The following is a 17,897-nucleotide window of genomic DNA, read 5'->3' on the forward strand; positions in this document are numbered from 1 at the left end:
CTCAGAGCGGAAGTAAAAAATTCTTGGCAAAACGCAGCGTGCCCACCAATATGCCGCCGTCGCGGGCATCAGCCTCGACGATCAAATAGCCTTGCGGATGAGCTTCGTCTCCCGAGTTTTTTCGGCGCAAATTGAAGCCGTTTAGAAAAACATCCGCCTTTGTGAGGTGACTGTCCACCGCGAAACGCGCGTAGCGATTAAAAGCGACGAGGCGGGCGACAGGAATGCTTTGTTCCACTTGCGACGCACGGGCAGGCGTACCCCTTGTGCGTAGTATCAGTCGCCCTGGGCCACCGCTGCAGCGCGCCGTATGAAACACCATGCGCCCGAGTAAAAGCGTAGCGATGCGCAAGCTGACCACCGTACGCAGCTCTACATGTTCATTCATGGCGACAAAGTTGCCGTAGTTAAACACAATCTCTTCGCCTTCTTTCATTTCCCAATCCACGAGATGCTCGGCCTGAATCGCGTTGAAGCTCAAGCGATTGCTATCTCTCATGGGCATCTCCACAAAGCTCATGTTCCAGGCTCCGTGACGCAGCCGAGCCAGTAAAGACGCGCTCCACTGGGGAATACTAAAGCGCGGCGCGGGCCCCAAAGGCTGATAATTAGCTTTGTAATACATGTTGTGGGGGTAGTCCGCGGGCACATTGATCTCATCGAGAAAAGTGACAGTTCCTTGAACCGGCGTGCCGCCACGTTCCAACAGATCGATATCAATATCCGTGCTCTGATCAAAAATCACTCTTGAGGCGACATACAAAACACTTTTAATGAACGCCACGACCAGCAAAAGCCACAAAAGCTGCTGGACGACGGTACTCGCCGTGTGCACCTTAGAAAGGTTGCTTCGGGTTCGCGTCTCATAGTTATCCATGGTTTCGTCGAGTCTTTCACGAGCGTCTTTGACATAAACCTGGGCGGTGCCTGCTCCCTGTCCCGCTTTGCCCCCCATGTAGGCTACAAAATCCTTTTCAGCCTCTCGACGGGCGTCGCGATAGGCACGATTCAACTCTCCAATAACAAGGTTACCGGCAGGACAGGCGAGGCTCGGGAAACTACAACGCCGTCGAGACATACCTGTACTCGATGGCACGGCTTTAAACAGTCGCCGTGCCTCTTGTTTTCCCAGCTCTTCACTATTCTCCAACCCTGTATCCACGGTTGTGAGGGACGCGTGCATCTCTTTACGTTGCTGGTCGAAAGTTCGCGCCACCTGGAGGTCGATGTTGTCAAAGAGATCTTTTCGACGCAGAGGCCAGGCATAACGGCTCTCGCTCCTGGGACAAAAAAAGGGCTCAGGCACTGTCGGGGCGAGCGCCGTTAGAAATTCAGGGTCAGTGAACTCACATCGAGGAGCAAGGCCTTCCTCACTACCAGCCAACACGGCAAACTGCGTGTTAAGTAACTCTTCATGCTCAGGCGGACACCGCAAAAGTGGCCCTTCCGGAGAACTATCGGTTGCCGGCAAATGACAAAAGGGGGTAACGAGCCCGGCATCGTAGATGAAATTTTCGGATCTTCGCTCGAGTTCTGCGCTAAACCAGATACCCAATCCCAGCAAAAAAATCATCGGCCACCAGAGCGCAACAGTTCGCTTTGCAAGACTCTTGGCGTTATTGCGGCCCAATGCCTTTAACAGAGGTTTGTTCTCAAGATAGGCCTCCACACCAAGCCGCGACACAAGAACACTCAAAACAAGCAGAATCACAGACCAGACCGAGAGACCTGGATCGAGGTATTGCCAAGCCAGTAGAGCAACAAAAAACGCGCCAAAGTGTTTAGACAGGGCCTGACTATAAAGAGCAAACACCAGCACCATTACTAATGCAGAAACGGCGTACAGTAAGCCAAAAAGCGCCGTAGCAGAGTCAGCCCATAGTGTCGCCAATAGCACCAGCAAGTACGGAAAAATCCCGAGCAGGTAACGATCCTCACCCAGGCGCCGAGCTAAGACGCCTGTGATTGCCGCTGGCACGATAAAAAGAAGGCCGGCAGGGTTTACAAGCTCTGGGAGGACAAAGCCGTGATGCCAAAGCTCATACCAATCATGAGGGAGTAGTACATTCGCACGCAGAGCGGGAACGGTTCCCAGCAGCGCAAAGAACCAAAAAGCGCTCAACGCCTGGGTGTTACTGAGCTTAGACATGACAGAGTGAAAGACACGGGTGGACAACCCTACAAGTCGATCGAAAGCACTGCGCAAGCTAGTAACACCACTCATCAATGACTCCCTTGTCGTATGCCGGCAGGGCTTTTTTCAGTAACGATTAGTCTAGAGAGCCGTAACCCAGCTTCTGGCGCTCTCTTTCTATGTCGGCGATTACTTTTGCAAGTAGCTTATTCAGTCGGTCTTGGTCCTGAACCAATGTCCAGACCGGATAGTCACCAACATAGGCTTCTCGCCAGCCCTTTTCGTCCGCCAACTCTAAAAGCGCGAGCGCCTCTTGCTCTTTACCTTGCAGCAGCAGCAAGACTGCCTCTTGGCGATCAACACTACCTGAGGCCAGCCCCTGATTGCGTATATAGGCAATGTCCGCCTCATAGGCTTCCAACATTTTTGGCGCCAGAGGATGCTCGGTCATTTGCATTGCGGTTGCCATCTCCCAAAACGGCGGTCGATTCAACTCCTCAACAAAAGCCCCCACATCACCCCAGGTACGATTAAAATAGCGGGCGACCTCTTCCCACTGTCCCGCGAAGCCCAGCACCTGAATAAAAAGGATCTGTTGGCGGTAAAAATCGGGCCGCGCTGCCAGTTGCTGGCGAGCCAATTCCAACGCTTCGTCGCGCCTGCCCAAAAACAACAGGGCCCAAGAATGCTGTGATTCAATAGGCGACTCAAGAACCTGTTGATACTCACCTATATCTAGCAAGGTATTGTTTAAACCGCTGATAAAGTAATTCTGTCCGGGCTCGAGCACCGTCGCCGCTTGGGCAAAACGTATGGCTTCCACAAAGTCGCCTTGGCGCTGGCTGTAGATGCTCTCGGCTCGCATGCGGTTCGCATTATTGGGGTCCACCCGTTCCCAGCGATCAAGTTGTGCGCGAAGTGCTGCCTGATCGTTGAGCAGGGCGTAGGCAGAAGTGAGATTCAGATTGGCATCCACGTACGCCGGATCGTGAGCCAATGCCCGCTCTAGATAATCCACGGACTCTTTTACTTTGCCATCTGCCGAGAGAAAAAACGCCAAATCATTTAGAGCGACGGGGAAGTTCGGCTTCGCTTCTATTGCCGCCCGGTAATAGCGAATCGCTGCCTCGTCGTTGTTTGTATAACCAAAGTAGCTGGCAAGACCAAAGAGGGCGTCCGGAGAGTCTGGGGCCACGTCCACAGCGCGGTCAATCCAGTGTTTGGCGCGGGGCAATGCCTCTTCAAAGGGGATATTGCCCCAGGCACCCTCACCGTCGGACATCTGCAACTCGTAATAGGCGCGCCAGACAAGCGCAGGTACGTAATTGGGATCGATCTCGATGGCACGGTCCAGCGCCGCGGAGGCAGCCTCTAGGCCCTTAAGGGTCCCATCGGAGGCGTGTTGCTTGGATATAAGATAAAGATCGTAGGCATCGAGATCCGTGGTCACGACACGTACCTCGGCGGCAAGGTCTTCATCACTACCCAACAGCTGCGGCGTCAGCTCCTCAAGAATGGCCTGAGCAATGGAGTCCTGCACACCAAAGATATCGTTAAGCTCGCCATCGTAGGTGGCAGACCATAAGTGGTAGCCGTTATCCGCCTGAATAAGCTGTGCCGTAACGCGAATCTGATTGCCGGCTTTGCGTACGGAGCCCTCGAGCACGTGATCTACATCCAGCACCTGGGCGATTTCTCTCAAGTCAGTGCTTTTGCCTTTAAAGGCGAATGCTGAAGTACGCCCCGCAACACTCAAACCCTTAACCTGAGCAAAAACGTTCAGCAGCTCCTCTGCTATGCCATCGGCAAAGTATTCCTGATCACCGTCGGGTGACATGTCAACAAATGGTAAGACAGCTATGGATGGCTGCCCATCAAATGGATCTTTGGAGTCTGATACGGTTTCTGAGCCAGCATTGGTCTCGACATCGCCAGCGTCCGGTAGAAAACGGTCACTGAGCACAATGGCACCGAACACCACGAGGGCGATGATCAAAAACCCGTCGAGGCGACGGCCCGTGTTCGTCGTGGTGCTTTCGGATTCATCGACGGCTTCAGTGCGCTTTACGCCCTCTGGCGTTAGTTCGAACGCCCAGGCAAAAATAATGGCAATGGGAAATCCGATGATGAGCAACAGTGCTACGAAACCCGTCACCCACTCAGGCAAGGCAATCGCCGGAGCTAGTACATCGGTAATTTGTAACAAGCCCCAACTCACTGCAGCGTAGAGGGCGGCAACGCGAAACACATTGCGTCTTTTCAGCTCACTAAAAATCGAACTCATAGGGTTGTTCGCCATGGTTTGTAGCTGATCACGAAGACGCTCAGTGTATCTCGCGGCCCAGCAAAATGCTTGACTTCACTGTAGCGAGATATGATGGTCAGAGAGCGTTCAATAATCGCCGAGACTTAGGTTCGCCATCACCGTGACAATTCTTTCCAGACTCCAATCGCGACTCAGTGCGCCTGGCAGGCAGGCGCTCTATTTCGGCAGGGCGTTAAGCGAAATTGCACTCATCGTGATCGGTATTTTAATCGCAATTCAGTTCGACAATTGGAACGAACGGCGCAGTGAAAAACAACTCGAGCAAAGTTACATTCATAATCTTATAGAAGATCTGCGTTTTGATGTTGAGCGCAGCTCGGCGTGGTTCGATCGCTTCGACGACAAAATCAACGGCCTGCAGACGGCGAAGGACTACTACTTCGGTGATTTACCCGCCGCTCAAGGTCCCGAATTTATAAAGACCATAGGTTTTGGTGGTGCTGGCAGTCGCGGACGCCTGCTTGCAAACAACACGACCTTCGAAGAACTTTTAAGTACTGGCAATTTACGGGTCATTCAAGACGACGAACTAAGAGCCAAAATCATCGACTACTACTCGCAAAAAAAATTCGTAGCGGGGTACGCGGATAACTTACGCAGTGAGTACGCCAGCTACGTTAACTCCAGCTCACCCTATAGCCCCCGCGGCGGGATCACATTCGATGCGAGAGATTTGCCCGTGTCGCTGGAGCGTTTCAAACAGCCGCGGTTTTTGACCATGGTCAACAAAGAGCTCACCTTCGCGTACTCCGTGGACAATGTGATGCGACTCACCGTAGAAGATGCGCGAGATCTCGCGGAGCGACTTGAAAACTACCTGGAAGCTTCTGAGTAACAGTCCTGCCCTGAGATTGCTATCGCCACGCAAACATCGGCTGATCAAAATGTGCGACCCGCGTGTGCCGGCCAAACATAGCCACCTCGCGAAACTGATACAGCATCGCACCCGTGGGCGCATAAATGCAGTCGTCATGAAAGTTCATAGATAGCACTTCACCGTCGCTCTCTTCGATTTTCTGGAGGTTTGGTGAATCCTCTCGGGCCAGTTCCTTAAAAGAAAATGGTTTAACCAATTCGACTTCGTCTGGATTGGGCGTAAGCTCCCGCCAGTCTTTGTCTGTCCAGACAACAACTGGCGTAATCACGTAACCGGATCGCGTCGCGTAGTCATCAAGTACACCGAGCACGTCATCAGGAGTGGCGATCAACCCCACTTCTTCGTGCAACTCTCGAAGCGCACCCTCGATGGCAGTTTCTCCCTGATCCCGACGACCTCCGGGCAGTGCCCACTGCCTTGAATGCGCGCGCAGCGAAGCACTTCTTCGGGTCACCACGATCGCGGAGCGAGTGTCGTCGCGACAAACCGTGAGTGTTACCGCCGCTGAACGGCGACGCTCAAGAGCCATCTTCCGATGCACAAACGTGTTCAAGCTTCTTTGAAGATAGTCGCGGAGCCGTTGGTTGTGACGAAATATATCCAGGAGATGTGCCTGCTGGTCTTAAAAGTTGCGCTCTATGATCGGTGGGGGCAGACTCTAGCGCAAGCATCGCCTATTCGGTGATTAGGCTTTCGAAGCAGCAATCAAAGTATCGCTGATAGGGAAGTGTCGCTGACTGTCAAAGGAACCGGACTCCATGATCAAACTTTCGCTGTTAACGCGGTCCCTGACCCTTTCAACAACTCTTTTAACAAGCATCGCCTGCGCGACTTCGGCGCAGGCGCAGTCGAGCCACCCCTTTGGTATCCCCCAAAGCGGCGATGACAAACCCTCTGCCAGCATTACCGCTATGCCCGGATCGAGAGCTCAGGGTTGGCTCGCTCAGGGGCGCTCAGAATTGCTTGCGCGCCATGGCGTCGTGGCAAGCAGCGACCCCTTGGCCTCAGAGGCTGGGTTGGAAATTTTGCGCGCTGGCGGTAACGCTGTAGACGCCATCGTGGCCGCAGCAGCGGTTCTAGACGTAACATCGCAGAATGATACGGGTATTGGCGGTGACCTCTTCGCCCTGATCTGGAGCGCGGCCGATAAAAAACTTTACGGCCTCAATTCTGCAGGCTGGTCACCGGAAGCCTGGACGCTTGAGTACTTTACCGAGACCCTAGGGCTTACGGAAATGCCCGACTTCGGTGTCAACGCATCTACGGTTCCCGGCGCAATCTCTGGCTACGCAGCTATGCTTGACCGGTTTGGTACCCTCGGCTTTGAAGAGACCTTTGAGCGAGCGGCAACGCTAGCAGAGGAGGGCTGGGGACAGGCAGAGCGACGCCACGCAGATCTGGTTCGGGTTCAGGACAGGGTGCGCGAAGACAAGGACTCGGCGGCAACGTTCCTAAAGGATGGAGAGGTTCCACCGCTCTACAGCATCATCCGCAACCCCGACCTTGCGTCTGCTCTACGCTTGATTCAGCAAGATGGCCGGGACGCGTTCTACAAAGGCCCCATCGCGGACGCCATCGTCAGTAAGGTGCAGGCCAATGGCGGCGTCATGACCCACGCTGATCTTGCCGAGTACCAATCAGAGTGGATAGAGCCGGTCACCACCAACTATCACGGCTACGATGTTTTCCAGCTTCCGCCTCCCGGCCAGGGTTTTGCGGCACTGCATATGCTCAATATTCTTGAAGTTTGCGCCCCCGTACATGGCGTTGATCTATCCGCGCTGGGCCCCAGCAATCCCGACTATTGGCACTTTATGGTTGAAGCGAAGAAGCTCGCCTACTCAGACCTCTATGCCTACAACGGCGACCCGCTGTTCGTCGACGTCCCTATCAGCGAGTTGCTGGACAAAGACTACGCCGCAGAGCTCTGCGACCGCATAGATATGAATGTGGCATCACTGCCGTCTGTGGAAGGCGGCCTAAAAGGCGGCACCGTTTACCTGAACGCCGCCGATCGCTGGGGCAACATGGTGAGTCTAGTGCACAGTGTGTATGACGTTTACGGATCTGGCGTAACCGTGCCGCCTTACGGCATGATTCTGCACAATCGCGGTAACCCTTTCCGTCTTGAGGCAGGCCACCCTAACGTTGTGGCACCGCGGAAGCGGCCCTTTCATTCCATCATTGCCGGGTTTGTTATGCGCGACGGAGAGCCTCTCATGGCCTTCGGCAACATGGGCGGCGCTGTGCAACCAGAGACTCATGCTCAGCACATCGTCAACATGGTGGACCATGGTATGAATGTGCAGATGACCACAGACGCCGCACGCTTTACGCACCGTCAGCAATCAAACGTTCTTGCGATGGAGGAAGCCCTTGCAAACTTGGTAGGCCCGGCCCTTCGCGCCAAAGGCCATGACGTACTTCCGGTGGACGGTGGCGCTGTGGGAGGTTATCAAGGAATTTTATTTACCCGGGATCCACAGCTACCTCTGCCGGTTTACAACCGCAAGAGCATCGAGGAAGACCACCCGGTCAACGGCGTTTATCGCGCTGGATCAGACCACCGCAAGGACGGCCAAGCCGTGGGTTGGTGACTGGGGCTTGGGTTGATGATTAGGGTCGGAAATTAGGGCAGTTGCTATCGCGACATCTCGCGGAGTTGCATAAACCGCTTCCGATGTTTGGTCACCTGCCCACTCGCACGCTTGCGCCAGCGCCGAAAACTCGCCGGCTTGAGCTCTCTGCGCATAATCTTAATAACAGCTTGTTCATCGAGACCGGTGCGCTCGCGAATCTCATCAAAGCTCACTCGATCCGCCCAGGCTGCCCAAATCACCCAGTCGCTGGAGTCTGCGGGTGGTTCGGGCTTTCGCGTGAGGGTAACCGGCCTGTCGCCAACGCGTGCCATTAAGCTACCTCGGGTGATGACCCGGGGTCATCACCATAAGCTAGAAAATTAAACGCACGATCCCGCTCATCGGTACCAAAAACGCGCATATCGATACTTCTAAAAATCTTGTCCTCCCAGGCGATTAGACGCTGCGCCCACCGCTTGTCCGTCACCACGGCAATGCGCTTGAACTGCGATATACCAAACTCAGAAAAGAACTTCATTTTGCCCATAATGGCGTCGAATTCCACACCGTCGAAACTCTTTATCTCCTGATACACCGAGACTTCGTTGTGTATCTGAATCTTGTTACGCACGGCATCCAGCGCCAGGTTCATATCCGCTTCTGTAACTTTGCCGACGATACGCCAGGCCACGGCATCTTCGATATCTGTTTGAATCATCTCAAGCATTGCGAGTTACCTCTCTGTCTCCGCAAACTCCGGTATTCATCACCCCAAGCTTAGACCATGTAAGCTAGGACGGCGGCCAATATCTCAGGCAATTCGCTCCGAATAAATACACAACATATTCAAGGCCAAAGTTGCGCCAGCCAAAGCGGTTACCTCAGACACGTCATACGCAGGCGCCACCTCTACCAGATCCATCCCCACGATATTCAATCCGCCGAGGCCGCGAAGAATGCGCAGCGCTTGCTGGGTAGATAGACCACCCACTACGGGAGTGCCCGTGCCTGGCGCAAAAGACGGATCCAGACAATCGATATCAAAAGTGAGGTAGCAGGGATTGCTCCCCACGGTTTCGCGAATCTTTGCGATCGCCTGATCCGCGGTGTGATCGTGAACCCAATCCGCGTCATAGACGTTGTACCCGTGGGTGTCCGGATTGTGCGTGCGCATGCCCAATTGAATTGAACGTGCCGGATCAACGGTGCCATCCTGTGCCGCATGCCAAAACATTGTGCCGTGATCGATCCGCCCCGCATCGTCTTCCCAGGTATCGGAATGCGCGTCAAAGTGAATCAACGATAGAGAGCCGTGCTTTTCGGCACAAGCTTTGAGCATGGGGTAGGTAACGAAGTGATCGCCTCCCAGTGCGAGTATTGCGGTATCCGTCGCAAGAATCTCCCGAGCCTGCGCCTCCAAAACCCCGGGGACTTCTGCTGGCAGACCCGGGTCAAAACCAAAATCGCCATAGTCCACAACAGAAATTCGATCAAAGGGATCGTAGCCCCAACCGTTTACCGCCATTTCCCAGGACAGGTTTCCAGAAATGTTGCGTATCGCTCTTGGACCCAGACGTGTTCCCGAGCGATTGGTGGTCGCCAAGTCATAGGGGATACCCACCACTGCTACATCGATGCCCTCGAGATCCCGGGTGTAGCGTCGTCGCATGAAGCTGGTTGCGCCTCCGTAGGACGGCTCTACGACCGTGCCTCGATCACTCTTGCGCAAAAAAGCCTGATCGGTCTCAAACTCCATAACGTTCTCCGTAAATGCTTCTCTTAGCTAAGGTTCAGATAATAGCGCGTGCGCGGCAGCATAGGACCCGCTGGCACCGCTATCTTCTTTGATCCACATTTCGCTGCAATCACTCAACGCGTAGAATGCCAACACGTCAAAGCGGCTGGTGCTCAATGATCAAGGTATTTCTCATCAACAGTGCGGTTATCGCGTTCGCCGTAGTCATACACTACGAGTTTCTCTATCAGTTCACGATGGTGATGCCGAAGCTGCGCATTCGTCATCGGTTCAGGATTCTGCTGGGAGTGTTTGCGGCACTCACTGCACACGCGATTGAGATCTGGATCTTTGCGACAGCCTACTATTACATGGATACCGCAACGGAATGGGGGCATCTTCGAGGCGACTACGATGGCTCCCTGTTAAGCAGCGCTTATTTTTCCTTCACTGCTTTTACGACCCTTGGGCTTGGTGATATCACCCCCTCCGGGAACCTTCGCTACCTCGTGGGACTGGAGTCGCTCACCGGGTTTGTACTCATAACCTGGACTGCTTCGTTCTTGTATCTGGAAATGACCCGTTACTGGGACAGGGAATAAAAAGGAACATCCGTGACTACACTCAACATTCGAGCAATTACGCCCCAAGACTCAGGCATCATTCTCAACTTCATCACGGAGTTAGCGGTTTACGAACGAGAGCCGGACGCCGTACTCGCGGACGAGACGCATATCCAGAAGACACTGTTTTGCGATGCACCTAAAGCCTTTGGCCTCATCTGCGAGCGGCAAAGTGAGGATGGCTCAGAGAGTGTACCCATTGGGTTCGCGATTTACTTCTTCAACTATTCAACCTGGCTCGGCAAGCACGGTCTTTATCTAGAGGATCTTTATGTTACTCCCGAAGCACGGGGACTGGGCGCAGGTAAGTCGCTGCTAAAGCACCTGGCACAGATCGCATTGGACAACGATTGCGGACGCTACGAATGGAACGTTCTACGCTGGAACACTCCCGCCATCGAGTTTTATGAGGCCTGTGGCGCCAAGCCGCTCAGTGAGTGGGTGGGCTACCGAATGGATCGTGAAGCGATGGCGGCGTTTGCAAGCAGCGAGGACTGACGTCAATTCTTTCCATCGGCGGCTGAATCGTCCATAGGCTCCACCCACGCAAACCGCGGCATCGACTCGCCATTCACCTCAACCTCTTCCAAAAACATCGCTAACGGCCGAACCCAAAGCCCTCGATCGCCATACAACGGTGTATACAAAGCTAAGTACTCTTCCGTTTCGGAATGTCTCGCTATACCCAAGACCTCATAGTCAGCGCCTTTGTAATGCCGGTAGCGTCCAGGTCTCAATCCCATAAAAACTCCAAATACTTAGAAAAAGTGCGTTAAACCGTCGCGATTATGCGATAAGCCACCAAAAAGACACACCGCAGAGTCCATAAGGCTCCTTATAATGGCCAACATGCCGATAGACCGCGTCATAGAAGATAAACAACGGCTGTTCTGGCTCCTACAACTGGGGGGCTGGAGCAGTTGGGCGGCGACGTTTTATCTGGGCATCTTGGTTTGGGGTGAACCTCCAGAGAACTATCTCTCCTATCTCCCCATTGTTTCGGCCATTGGTATGTTCATTACCTTGGCTCTTCGCTGGATCTATCGCGCGACCTGGGAACGGACCTTAGGGATCCGGGCTTTCGCCATACTCGGCGCATCTTACTGCGCGGGTGTCGTTTGGGTGCTTTGCCGATCAGTACTGTTTTTCAATCTGTTTCCGCAAGAACTGGAAAAATATGACCAAGAGGGTGGTGCCACCCTCGCCATGTACTTCAACAACTCGATCTCTGGCGTATGGGTAATGCTCGTCTGGAGTGCCTTGTACTTTGGTATCAAGTATTACCTGCTGAGCCAGGAAGAAAAGCAGCGCTACCTAAAAGCGCTCTCTATGGCCCATGAGGCGCAACTCAAAATGCTGCGCTATCAACTCAACCCGCATTTCCTGTTTAACACGCTGAATGCTATTTCTACCCTGATCCTCGATAAGGATACGGAGCTCGCAAACAGCATGGTCATGAAGCTGTCTCGGTTCCTGCGCTATTCTCTAGACAACGATCCCATGCAGCAGATCACAGTGGCCGAAGAAGTAGAGTCCCTTAAGTTGTACCTCGATATCGAAGAAGTACGATTTGGCGAGAGACTCACCTTGCACTTCGCCATAAGTGAGGACGCCGAGAATGCGTTGATGCCCTCACTACTTCTGCAACCGCTGGTCGAAAACTCAATCAAATACGCGGTCTCGAAGTCTATCAATGGCGGATCTATCGCAGTCTCTGCCAGTATCGAGGACGGATGCCTACAACTAACCGTTGCGGACGACGGGCCAGGACTGGATCTACGTCAGGGCCGACTTCCCAAAGGCGGTGGCGTCGGCCTGGCGAACACTCGCGAGCGACTGTCACAAATCTATCGAGAGAAGCAGAGCTTTCGTTTGAGCTCCACAGAGCCTCACGGGCTAACCATCACCATATGTATACCAGTGAGCTATGCTGATTAGCTGTACCGTTTAACCATGCCACCGAAGGAGGCAGCATGACCACCCTATCCGCAATCATTGTTGACGACGAACATCTGGCACGTCGAGGGCTCTCCGTTCGATTGCAGCAACTACCCGAAGTAGACGTGATCGCAGAGTGCGGGAATGGGCAAGAAGCGCTTCACGCAGTTGCCCAGCACAATCCTGACCTACTTTTTTTGGATATACAGATGCCGGGTATGGATGGCTTTGAAGTTGTCGAAAAACTTCAGGGTGATGATATGCCAATGGTCATTTTTGTTACGGCTTACAACGAATATGCGGTGGATGCTTTTAAAGTTCACGCAATCGATTACGTGCTCAAACCCATCGAAGACGACCGCCTTCACGAAGCAGTGCAGCGTGCTTTACAGCATAGGACTCAGGAAGTCAGCAATTCGGGCAAGGAAAAACTCGTAAAGCTATTAATGAGTATGACCGGAGAGAGTGCAGCTGGTGTGGAAGCCATGGTTGAGGGCACTGCCACGAATGGCGATAGCTGGCCGGAAAAGATCACCGTGAAAGATGGTAATGACATCCAGTTTATCCGCGTCCCGGATATCGAGTGGGTCGACGCAGCCGGTGACTATATGTGTATTCATGCTACGGGCAAGACGCACATTATGCGCATCACCATGAAGCAGCTTGAAGGCATGCTAAATCCCGCCGTGTTCCTGCGCGTTCACCGCTCCACCATCGTCAACAATCGGTGTGTGACGGGTGCTCAAACGCTGACCAATGGCGAATACCTGCTCAACCTCGAGGGTGGAACCCAGCTTAAGGTCAGCAGAAGCTACAAAGATCGTATTAGAGAGTTTTTGGTTAGCTAAAATTTGGGCGGCTAAAGTTAAGGGTTATCGCCGGCGCACTTTCGTTGACGCACGCTGTGCTCGGAGCGCCGGACGCGCGAATCACACCGATCAGAGCGGCATCAATATTCTCAGCACGCAAAGCCTCGCAAGCCTGTGGTGCTGCCTCGTCAGACAAGGCGATCAACAACCCTCCGCTGGTTTGAGGATCAAAAAGCAACTCCGCTGCGAGAGGCGAATCCTCGGGGAGCGTCCAGCGTGTAGCAACTGCCTGTCGATTGGGCTCGTGCAGCGTACTAAAGACACCCGAAGCCATCGCATCCAAGGCGCCTGGCATTACAGCGACCTGATCCAGGTCGATTTCCGCGATCAGCGAATCTCCCAGCATCTCCAGTAAGTGTCCCGCCAACCCAAAGCCCGTCACATCTGTAACAGCCGTAGCATGGAACTGTCTGGCAACCGCCGCTGCTTTGGCATTGCTCTGCTCCATACTGCGCAACGCACTTTCAACGTAACGTCCGTCCATCTGGCTCTGCATATGCGCAGCGAACAGCGCTCCGCTGCCTAGAGCCTTCGTCAGAAGCAACTTGTTCCCGGGTGCTGCTCCACGCTTCGTTAACGCTGCGAATCCCGACGGCAGTACTCCGTTAACTGCAAACCCCAACTGCAACTCCGGGCCTTGCATACTGTGTCCACCTTGCAGTTTGCACCCTGTTTCAGCGAATACTGACAGTGCTCCGTCCAGAACCGCATGCAAGTCCCGATGCAACAATGATGGTCGCGCAAACGGCAGTGTGACCAGTGCGAGTGCGGAGTGAGGCGCTGCACCACAGGCGTAAAGATCAGACAAAGCATGCTGAGCGGCAATACGACCCATACGCCAGGGATCGTCCACCAGCCCGCGCAGCGCATCAAGAGACTGCAATAAAGGCTCGGTAGTCTGTAACGGCATGGCATCATCAAGAGTATCTGCCTCAGCGAGGATCTGTGGATACGTTTCTCGCAACTCTCCAAGGACGGCACTTAGGGCGTCTCCCGACACTTTAGCTCCACAGCCCCCGCAAGGTGCCTGTGGTAAATGGCCTTCCGATTTGCCCGTTCCTGAATCCGGTCCAGCCATATCCACATTGGATAAATCACTGAAACGCGCCATAAAAGCTTGATCAATGCGGTCTTTCCATCGCCACACCCACGAACCACTGACGCTAAAGCCATTACGTTGAGCCACCGCGCGCTTTGGACCGAGTGCCAACATGGATAGAAAGCCAGTCTGGGGTTTATGCTCCCGAAGACTTTCGTTGGAAAAAAAGGATCGTAGGTTGTCTGCCAGCACTGGACCCTGACGCACGGCGTAAACTCCCGCTTTGGGCCTTGGGTGACGGTATTGAGTAGCGATATCACCGGCGCCAAATACATTGCTGTATCCGGTGCTCTGTAGTGTGTCCTCTACCTGCATGAAGCCGCGCTCATCCACGGGCAAGCCGCTGGTTTCAATCCACGGCGCAGCAGACGCGCCGGTGCACCAAACCAAGGTGTCAAAATCTGCACTATTCGCCGATTCGAAGTGCAGCTGAGACTCTGACACTCGACTCACGCGATGACCGCAATGCAATAAAACACCCAACCGAGCTAGCTGGTCTTCTACAGCCCGTCGAGCACCCCGTGTGTAGCCAGTCAGTACTTCGTGCCCGCCGCAGTACAGCGCCATTGCGGGCCGATTGGTTTTCAGGCGATGCGCTATGGCAAGAGCGATCTCCACACTTCCCGCACCACCACCAACGATGGCAATGCGGCGCTTTGCCAAATCATCTGCCCGGGACAGAGTCCCCCAGCGATCCCACAGCTCTGCTACTGGCTTCACGGGCACGGCAAACTCGCGCGCGCCAGGCACTGAATCCAGTTCTGGCTGTGAGCCAATATCGATGGAGAGTACATCGTAAGCAACGTAACCCCGGGATTGGCAGTAGAGGCGCTGTCGGTCTGGATCAAGAGACTCCACGGTATCCACGAGGAATCTCACACCTGCCCACTGACAGAGCCGCATGAGATCAATATGGGTCTCTTCAAAACTGTAATGTCCCGCCAGAAGGCCGGGAAGCATGCCGGAGTAGGGTGTGAACGCTGCGGGAGAAACAAGAGTGATACGCAAACCTGCAGGTCGCGACATCGCAAGCTGCTTGAGAACCAGTACGTGACTATGCCCCCCACCCACCAAAACCAGGTCTTGCTCTGCCGGGTTTCTGCCTAACATCGCGCACCCAAGAACTCTTTGAGAAAGTCCCGGTCACCACTGCAGAGTCGTTGCCCTTCACGTTTCCCGAGCTGGTAGCTGTACATGGGGTCGTAATAGTCTTCGAGCATGCGACGGATCCAGTCGCGATGCCCTTCGCCGCTGCCTGTTTGTTCTTGGCTATCAAACGCAGCCCGCATAATTTTGGCGATGTTCTGGTAACGCTCGCCACCCAAACGCTTACGCGTGCGCTCAAGATCTCCAAGGAGACGATCTCGGTGCTCGACAAGGCCTGCGGCGCCGTGAACCTGCCGATAACGCTCGCCGAGATCAAGGATGTAATCCTCGAAAACAACCTGTATCCGCGCCTCAAGATCGTACTCAAGAACCACCAAGGGCGCCTCAATCATCCTGGCCCTCAAGGACGCTGGGATAGCGAGTCGCCCGATAAGCTGGCCCTCGTCCTCAAGAACGACGGGGCCTTCACCCCGAGAGAGCTTTAACAGCGCAATCGCCAAAGCGTTCTCAAAATCGATTTGCGTAGGTTGCTCTTCTAGAAGGCGACCGAAAGCCGAGCCGCGATGATGTGCGAGCCCTTCTAGGTCAATGGCGCGAGGAAGGTCCTTAATCAGTCGGGTCTTACCGGTGCCCGTTGCTCCACCCACCAAAATGAACTCAGCCTCTTTGGCCAGAGCGTCTAGAGTATCGATGAGGAAACGTCGCATGGCCTTGTAACCACCGACAACTCGCGGATAGTCCACTCCAGCATCTTTGAGCCATTGTTGAACTAACTGAGAGCGCAGGCCTCCACGAAAACAATAGAGGTAGCCCTCGGGGTGATCGCTGGCGAACTGTTTCCAGCTTGCCATTCGTTGCTCACGAAGATCACCCGATACCAGCTCGTGACCCAGGGTTATCGCGGCTTCCTGACCGTTCTCCTTGTAACAGGTGCCTACCGCGGCGCGCTCTGTGTCGCTCATGAGAGGCAGGCTGTGCGCAAAGGGAAAAGCACCCGCAGCAAACTCTACCGGTGCACGGGTATCAAGCAGCGGGGTGTCTGCAAGAAAAAGGCGGGCGTAATCCGAGGTGTCGGCCCGCGATGTCATGACTTAACCGTTGTCTTCACCACCGAAGAGCGCAATGAGGCGATCCTGAATCGCCGTTAACGTAGGCGCCATTAGCGCAAAGTCCGCATCAAATCTGGCAAGTCGGTCTTCATCCATGAGTTCATCGTTCTCCTTGACCAGCACGTCCGAAAACTTGAGGCGTCGCAGACAAAGGTCGTCCCCAAGTACAAACTGCAGTTGTTCATTCCAACCAAGCGCCAGACGCACGACCTGAGTGGTGCCTTGAAGGTGCTGTCGCACCTCATCGCTGTATAGGTCCAACCCTTTACAGCGTATCACCGCCGCCTGCTCACCCATATCGCGAAGTTCGCACTCTTCTCGGGCCTGCAGGTCTTCCGGCAAGCTGGAGTTAGCCAGCCAACTGGTCATGGCCGCCGCCGGCGCATGGGCAGTCTGAGGCAGGAGCACCGGAAAACTTCCGATGCACTCTCGCAACAGGTTCAGCGCTTCTTCGGCACGGGAGGCGCTGGCAGAGTCCACAAGCACCCAACGCGCTTGGGGATCAACAATGAGGCGCAGCTCTGCATGACGGCTAAAGGCACGAGGCATACAGTCTTGCACCACTTCGTCCTTCAACGACAGTTTTTCTTTGCGGTAAACCTTGCGTCCCTGTTGGGCTTCGATCGCTTCGACGCGTTCTTTGACCAGGTCTCGCACGACGGACGGGGGAAGAATTTTCTCTTCTCTACGCAGGCACAACATCAAGCGTCCATCGGCGGAATGCACCAGTAGTTCGGCGCCCTCTCCGAGGGCCGGAACCCAACCTACTGATAAAGGTTGTGCCGGCGTGCAGGGCCTGAAGCCGTGACCGGACAGCTTCTCTTCAAGTTGTTCTGCAGAGAACTCAAGACCGCGAGTCATGCGGTAAGCCCGCAGATTTTTGAACCACATAAATACGTATATCCGGCAAAAGGGCGGAACATTCTACACAAGCAAACTGCCAATACCATGCCCGCCTGACTCTGAGATACATCAACCAAGCCCGACGCTCAGATCACACTTGCCGCAGAGCGGGGAGCTGCCTAGTATCGAGACCCCTTACCTAACGGATATTCATCATGCAGTACCTGCACACCATGGTTCGAGCTCGTGATCTCACAGAAACGCTGGAATTCTATTGCAACAAGCTGGGGCTGGTAGAAACCAGTCGCTACGACAGCGACCAGGGTCGCTTTACCCTGGTCTTTCTTGCTGCGCCCGGCGACGTCGAGAGTTCCGGCGAGTCTAACGTGCCCATGGTCGAGATCACCCATAACTGGGACCCGGAGGAGTACGACGGTGGGAGAAACTTTGGACACCTTGCCTATCGCGTAGACGATATCTACGCGACCTGCCAACAGCTCATGGACGGCGGAGTCACCATCAATCGTCCCCCTAGAGATGGTCACATGGCATTTGTACGCTCGCCAGATGGAATCTCTATTGAACTACTACAAGCGGGCGAGTCTCTGGCACCCCGGGAGCCTTGGGCTTCCATGCCCAATACCGGTAGCTGGTAAGT

General features: G+C 54.3%; 17 protein-coding genes and 1 pseudogene. 7 read left to right on the forward strand and 11 right to left on the reverse strand.

What is annotated here, in order from left to right:
* Nucleotide 1: 1 nt before the first annotated feature.
* Complete coding sequence (locus tag R0137_RS01870) at nt 2-2,224, reverse strand: hypothetical protein (protein WP_407328106.1); 2,223 nt, start codon at nt 2,222-2,224, stop codon at nt 2-4.
* Nucleotides 2,225-2,270: 46 nt separating this feature from the next.
* Nucleotides 2,271-4,418 carry a tetratricopeptide repeat protein gene (locus R0137_RS01875; RefSeq protein WP_407328108.1) on the reverse strand — a complete coding sequence of 716 codons (2,148 nt, stop codon included), beginning with the start codon at nt 4,416-4,418 and terminating at the stop codon, nt 2,271-2,273.
* Between the two features lie 142 nt (nt 4,419-4,560).
* Between R0137_RS01875 and R0137_RS01880 the strand changes: the two genes are divergently transcribed.
* Nucleotides 4,561-5,295 (forward strand): DUF6090 family protein, encoded by a 735-nt coding sequence (locus tag R0137_RS01880; RefSeq protein ID WP_407328110.1) that lies wholly within the window; start codon nt 4,561-4,563, stop codon nt 5,293-5,295.
* A gap of 19 nt (nt 5,296-5,314) precedes the next feature.
* Here R0137_RS01880 and R0137_RS01885 read toward each other — a convergent pair whose 3' ends face one another.
* Entirely contained in the window at nt 5,315-5,890 is a 576-nt protein-coding gene (locus R0137_RS01885) for an NUDIX hydrolase (RefSeq protein ID WP_407328112.1), read from the reverse strand.
* 205 nt (nt 5,891-6,095) lie between these two features.
* On the opposite strand from R0137_RS01885, the gene R0137_RS01890 reads away from it, so the two are divergent.
* Nucleotides 6,096-7,934 carry a gamma-glutamyltransferase family protein gene (locus R0137_RS01890; RefSeq protein ID WP_407328114.1) on the forward strand — a complete coding sequence of 613 codons (1,839 nt, stop codon included), beginning with the start codon at nt 6,096-6,098 and terminating at the stop codon, nt 7,932-7,934.
* Nucleotides 7,935-7,978: 44 nt separating this feature from the next.
* Here the strand turns inward: R0137_RS01890 and R0137_RS01895 are convergent, their stop codons facing one another.
* From R0137_RS01895 to speB, 3 genes are all read right to left on the reverse strand, one after another.
* Nucleotides 7,979-8,248 carry a TIGR03643 family protein gene (locus tag R0137_RS01895; RefSeq protein ID WP_407328115.1) on the reverse strand — a complete coding sequence of 90 codons (270 nt, stop codon included), beginning with the start codon at nt 8,246-8,248 and terminating at the stop codon, nt 7,979-7,981.
* On the reverse strand, nt 8,248-8,643 hold the full coding sequence (locus R0137_RS01900; protein WP_407328117.1) for an STAS/SEC14 domain-containing protein: 396 nt from the start codon (nt 8,641-8,643) through the stop codon (nt 8,248-8,250). The genes R0137_RS01895 and R0137_RS01900 overlap by 1 nt, the downstream gene beginning before the upstream one ends.
* A gap of 84 nt (nt 8,644-8,727) precedes the next feature.
* Nucleotides 8,728-9,672, reverse strand: coding sequence for an agmatinase (gene speB, locus R0137_RS01905; protein ID WP_407328118.1), 945 nt, complete (start codon nt 9,670-9,672; stop codon nt 8,728-8,730).
* A gap of 155 nt (nt 9,673-9,827) precedes the next feature.
* Here speB and R0137_RS01910 point away from each other — a divergent pair, with 155 nt between their 5' ends.
* Both R0137_RS01910 and R0137_RS01915 read left to right on the forward strand, forming a co-directional pair.
* Nucleotides 9,828-10,253, forward strand: coding sequence for an ion channel (locus tag R0137_RS01910; protein WP_407328120.1), 426 nt, complete (start codon nt 9,828-9,830; stop codon nt 10,251-10,253).
* Between the two features lie 12 nt (nt 10,254-10,265).
* Nucleotides 10,266-10,772, forward strand: coding sequence for a GNAT family N-acetyltransferase (locus R0137_RS01915; RefSeq protein ID WP_407328121.1), 507 nt, complete (start codon nt 10,266-10,268; stop codon nt 10,770-10,772).
* 2 nt (nt 10,773-10,774) lie between these two features.
* Here the strand turns inward: R0137_RS01915 and R0137_RS01920 are convergent, their stop codons facing one another.
* Nucleotides 10,775-11,017, reverse strand: coding sequence for a DUF1653 domain-containing protein (locus R0137_RS01920; protein WP_407328122.1), 243 nt, complete (start codon nt 11,015-11,017; stop codon nt 10,775-10,777).
* 97 nt (nt 11,018-11,114) lie between these two features.
* On the opposite strand from R0137_RS01920, the gene R0137_RS01925 reads away from it, so the two are divergent.
* Nucleotides 11,115-12,212: a sensor histidine kinase gene (locus R0137_RS01925; RefSeq protein ID WP_407328124.1), complete on the forward strand. Its 1,098-nt coding sequence runs from the start codon at nt 11,115-11,117 to the stop codon at nt 12,210-12,212.
* A gap of 35 nt (nt 12,213-12,247) precedes the next feature.
* Nucleotides 12,248-13,060: a LytR/AlgR family response regulator transcription factor gene (locus R0137_RS01930; RefSeq protein ID WP_407328126.1), complete on the forward strand. Its 813-nt coding sequence runs from the start codon at nt 12,248-12,250 to the stop codon at nt 13,058-13,060.
* On the opposite strand, the gene selD is transcribed toward R0137_RS01930, so the two are convergent.
* From selD to rdgC, 4 genes and pseudogenes are all read right to left on the reverse strand, one after another.
* Complete coding sequence (gene selD / locus R0137_RS01935; protein WP_407330053.1) at nt 13,053-14,192, reverse strand: selenide, water dikinase SelD; 1,140 nt, start codon at nt 14,190-14,192, stop codon at nt 13,053-13,055. The two genes, R0137_RS01930 and selD, sit on opposite strands and share 8 nt — an antisense overlap.
* A 48-nt stretch (nt 14,193-14,240) precedes the next feature.
* A pseudogene (locus R0137_RS01940) lies at nt 14,241-15,290 on the reverse strand (FAD-dependent oxidoreductase); the annotation flags it as partial.
* Nucleotides 15,284-16,375 (reverse strand): tRNA 2-selenouridine(34) synthase MnmH, encoded by a 1,092-nt coding sequence (gene mnmH / locus R0137_RS01945; RefSeq protein WP_407328128.1) that lies wholly within the window; start codon nt 16,373-16,375, stop codon nt 15,284-15,286. The gene mnmH and the pseudogene R0137_RS01940, both read right to left, overlap by 7 nt.
* Nucleotides 16,376-16,378: 3 nt before the next feature.
* Nucleotides 16,379-17,287 (reverse strand): recombination-associated protein RdgC, encoded by a 909-nt coding sequence (gene rdgC / locus R0137_RS01950; protein WP_407328130.1) that lies wholly within the window; start codon nt 17,285-17,287, stop codon nt 16,379-16,381.
* A gap of 167 nt (nt 17,288-17,454) precedes the next feature.
* On the opposite strand from rdgC, the gene R0137_RS01955 reads away from it, so the two are divergent.
* Nucleotides 17,455-17,895, forward strand: a complete 441-nt coding sequence (locus tag R0137_RS01955; RefSeq protein WP_407328132.1) for a VOC family protein — start codon at nt 17,455-17,457, stop codon at nt 17,893-17,895.
* Nucleotides 17,896-17,897: the final 2 nt, after the last annotated feature.

It is taken from the genome of Congregibacter brevis (assembly GCF_045689245.1).
Lineage (GTDB): Bacteria > Pseudomonadota > Gammaproteobacteria > Pseudomonadales > Halieaceae > Congregibacter > Congregibacter brevis.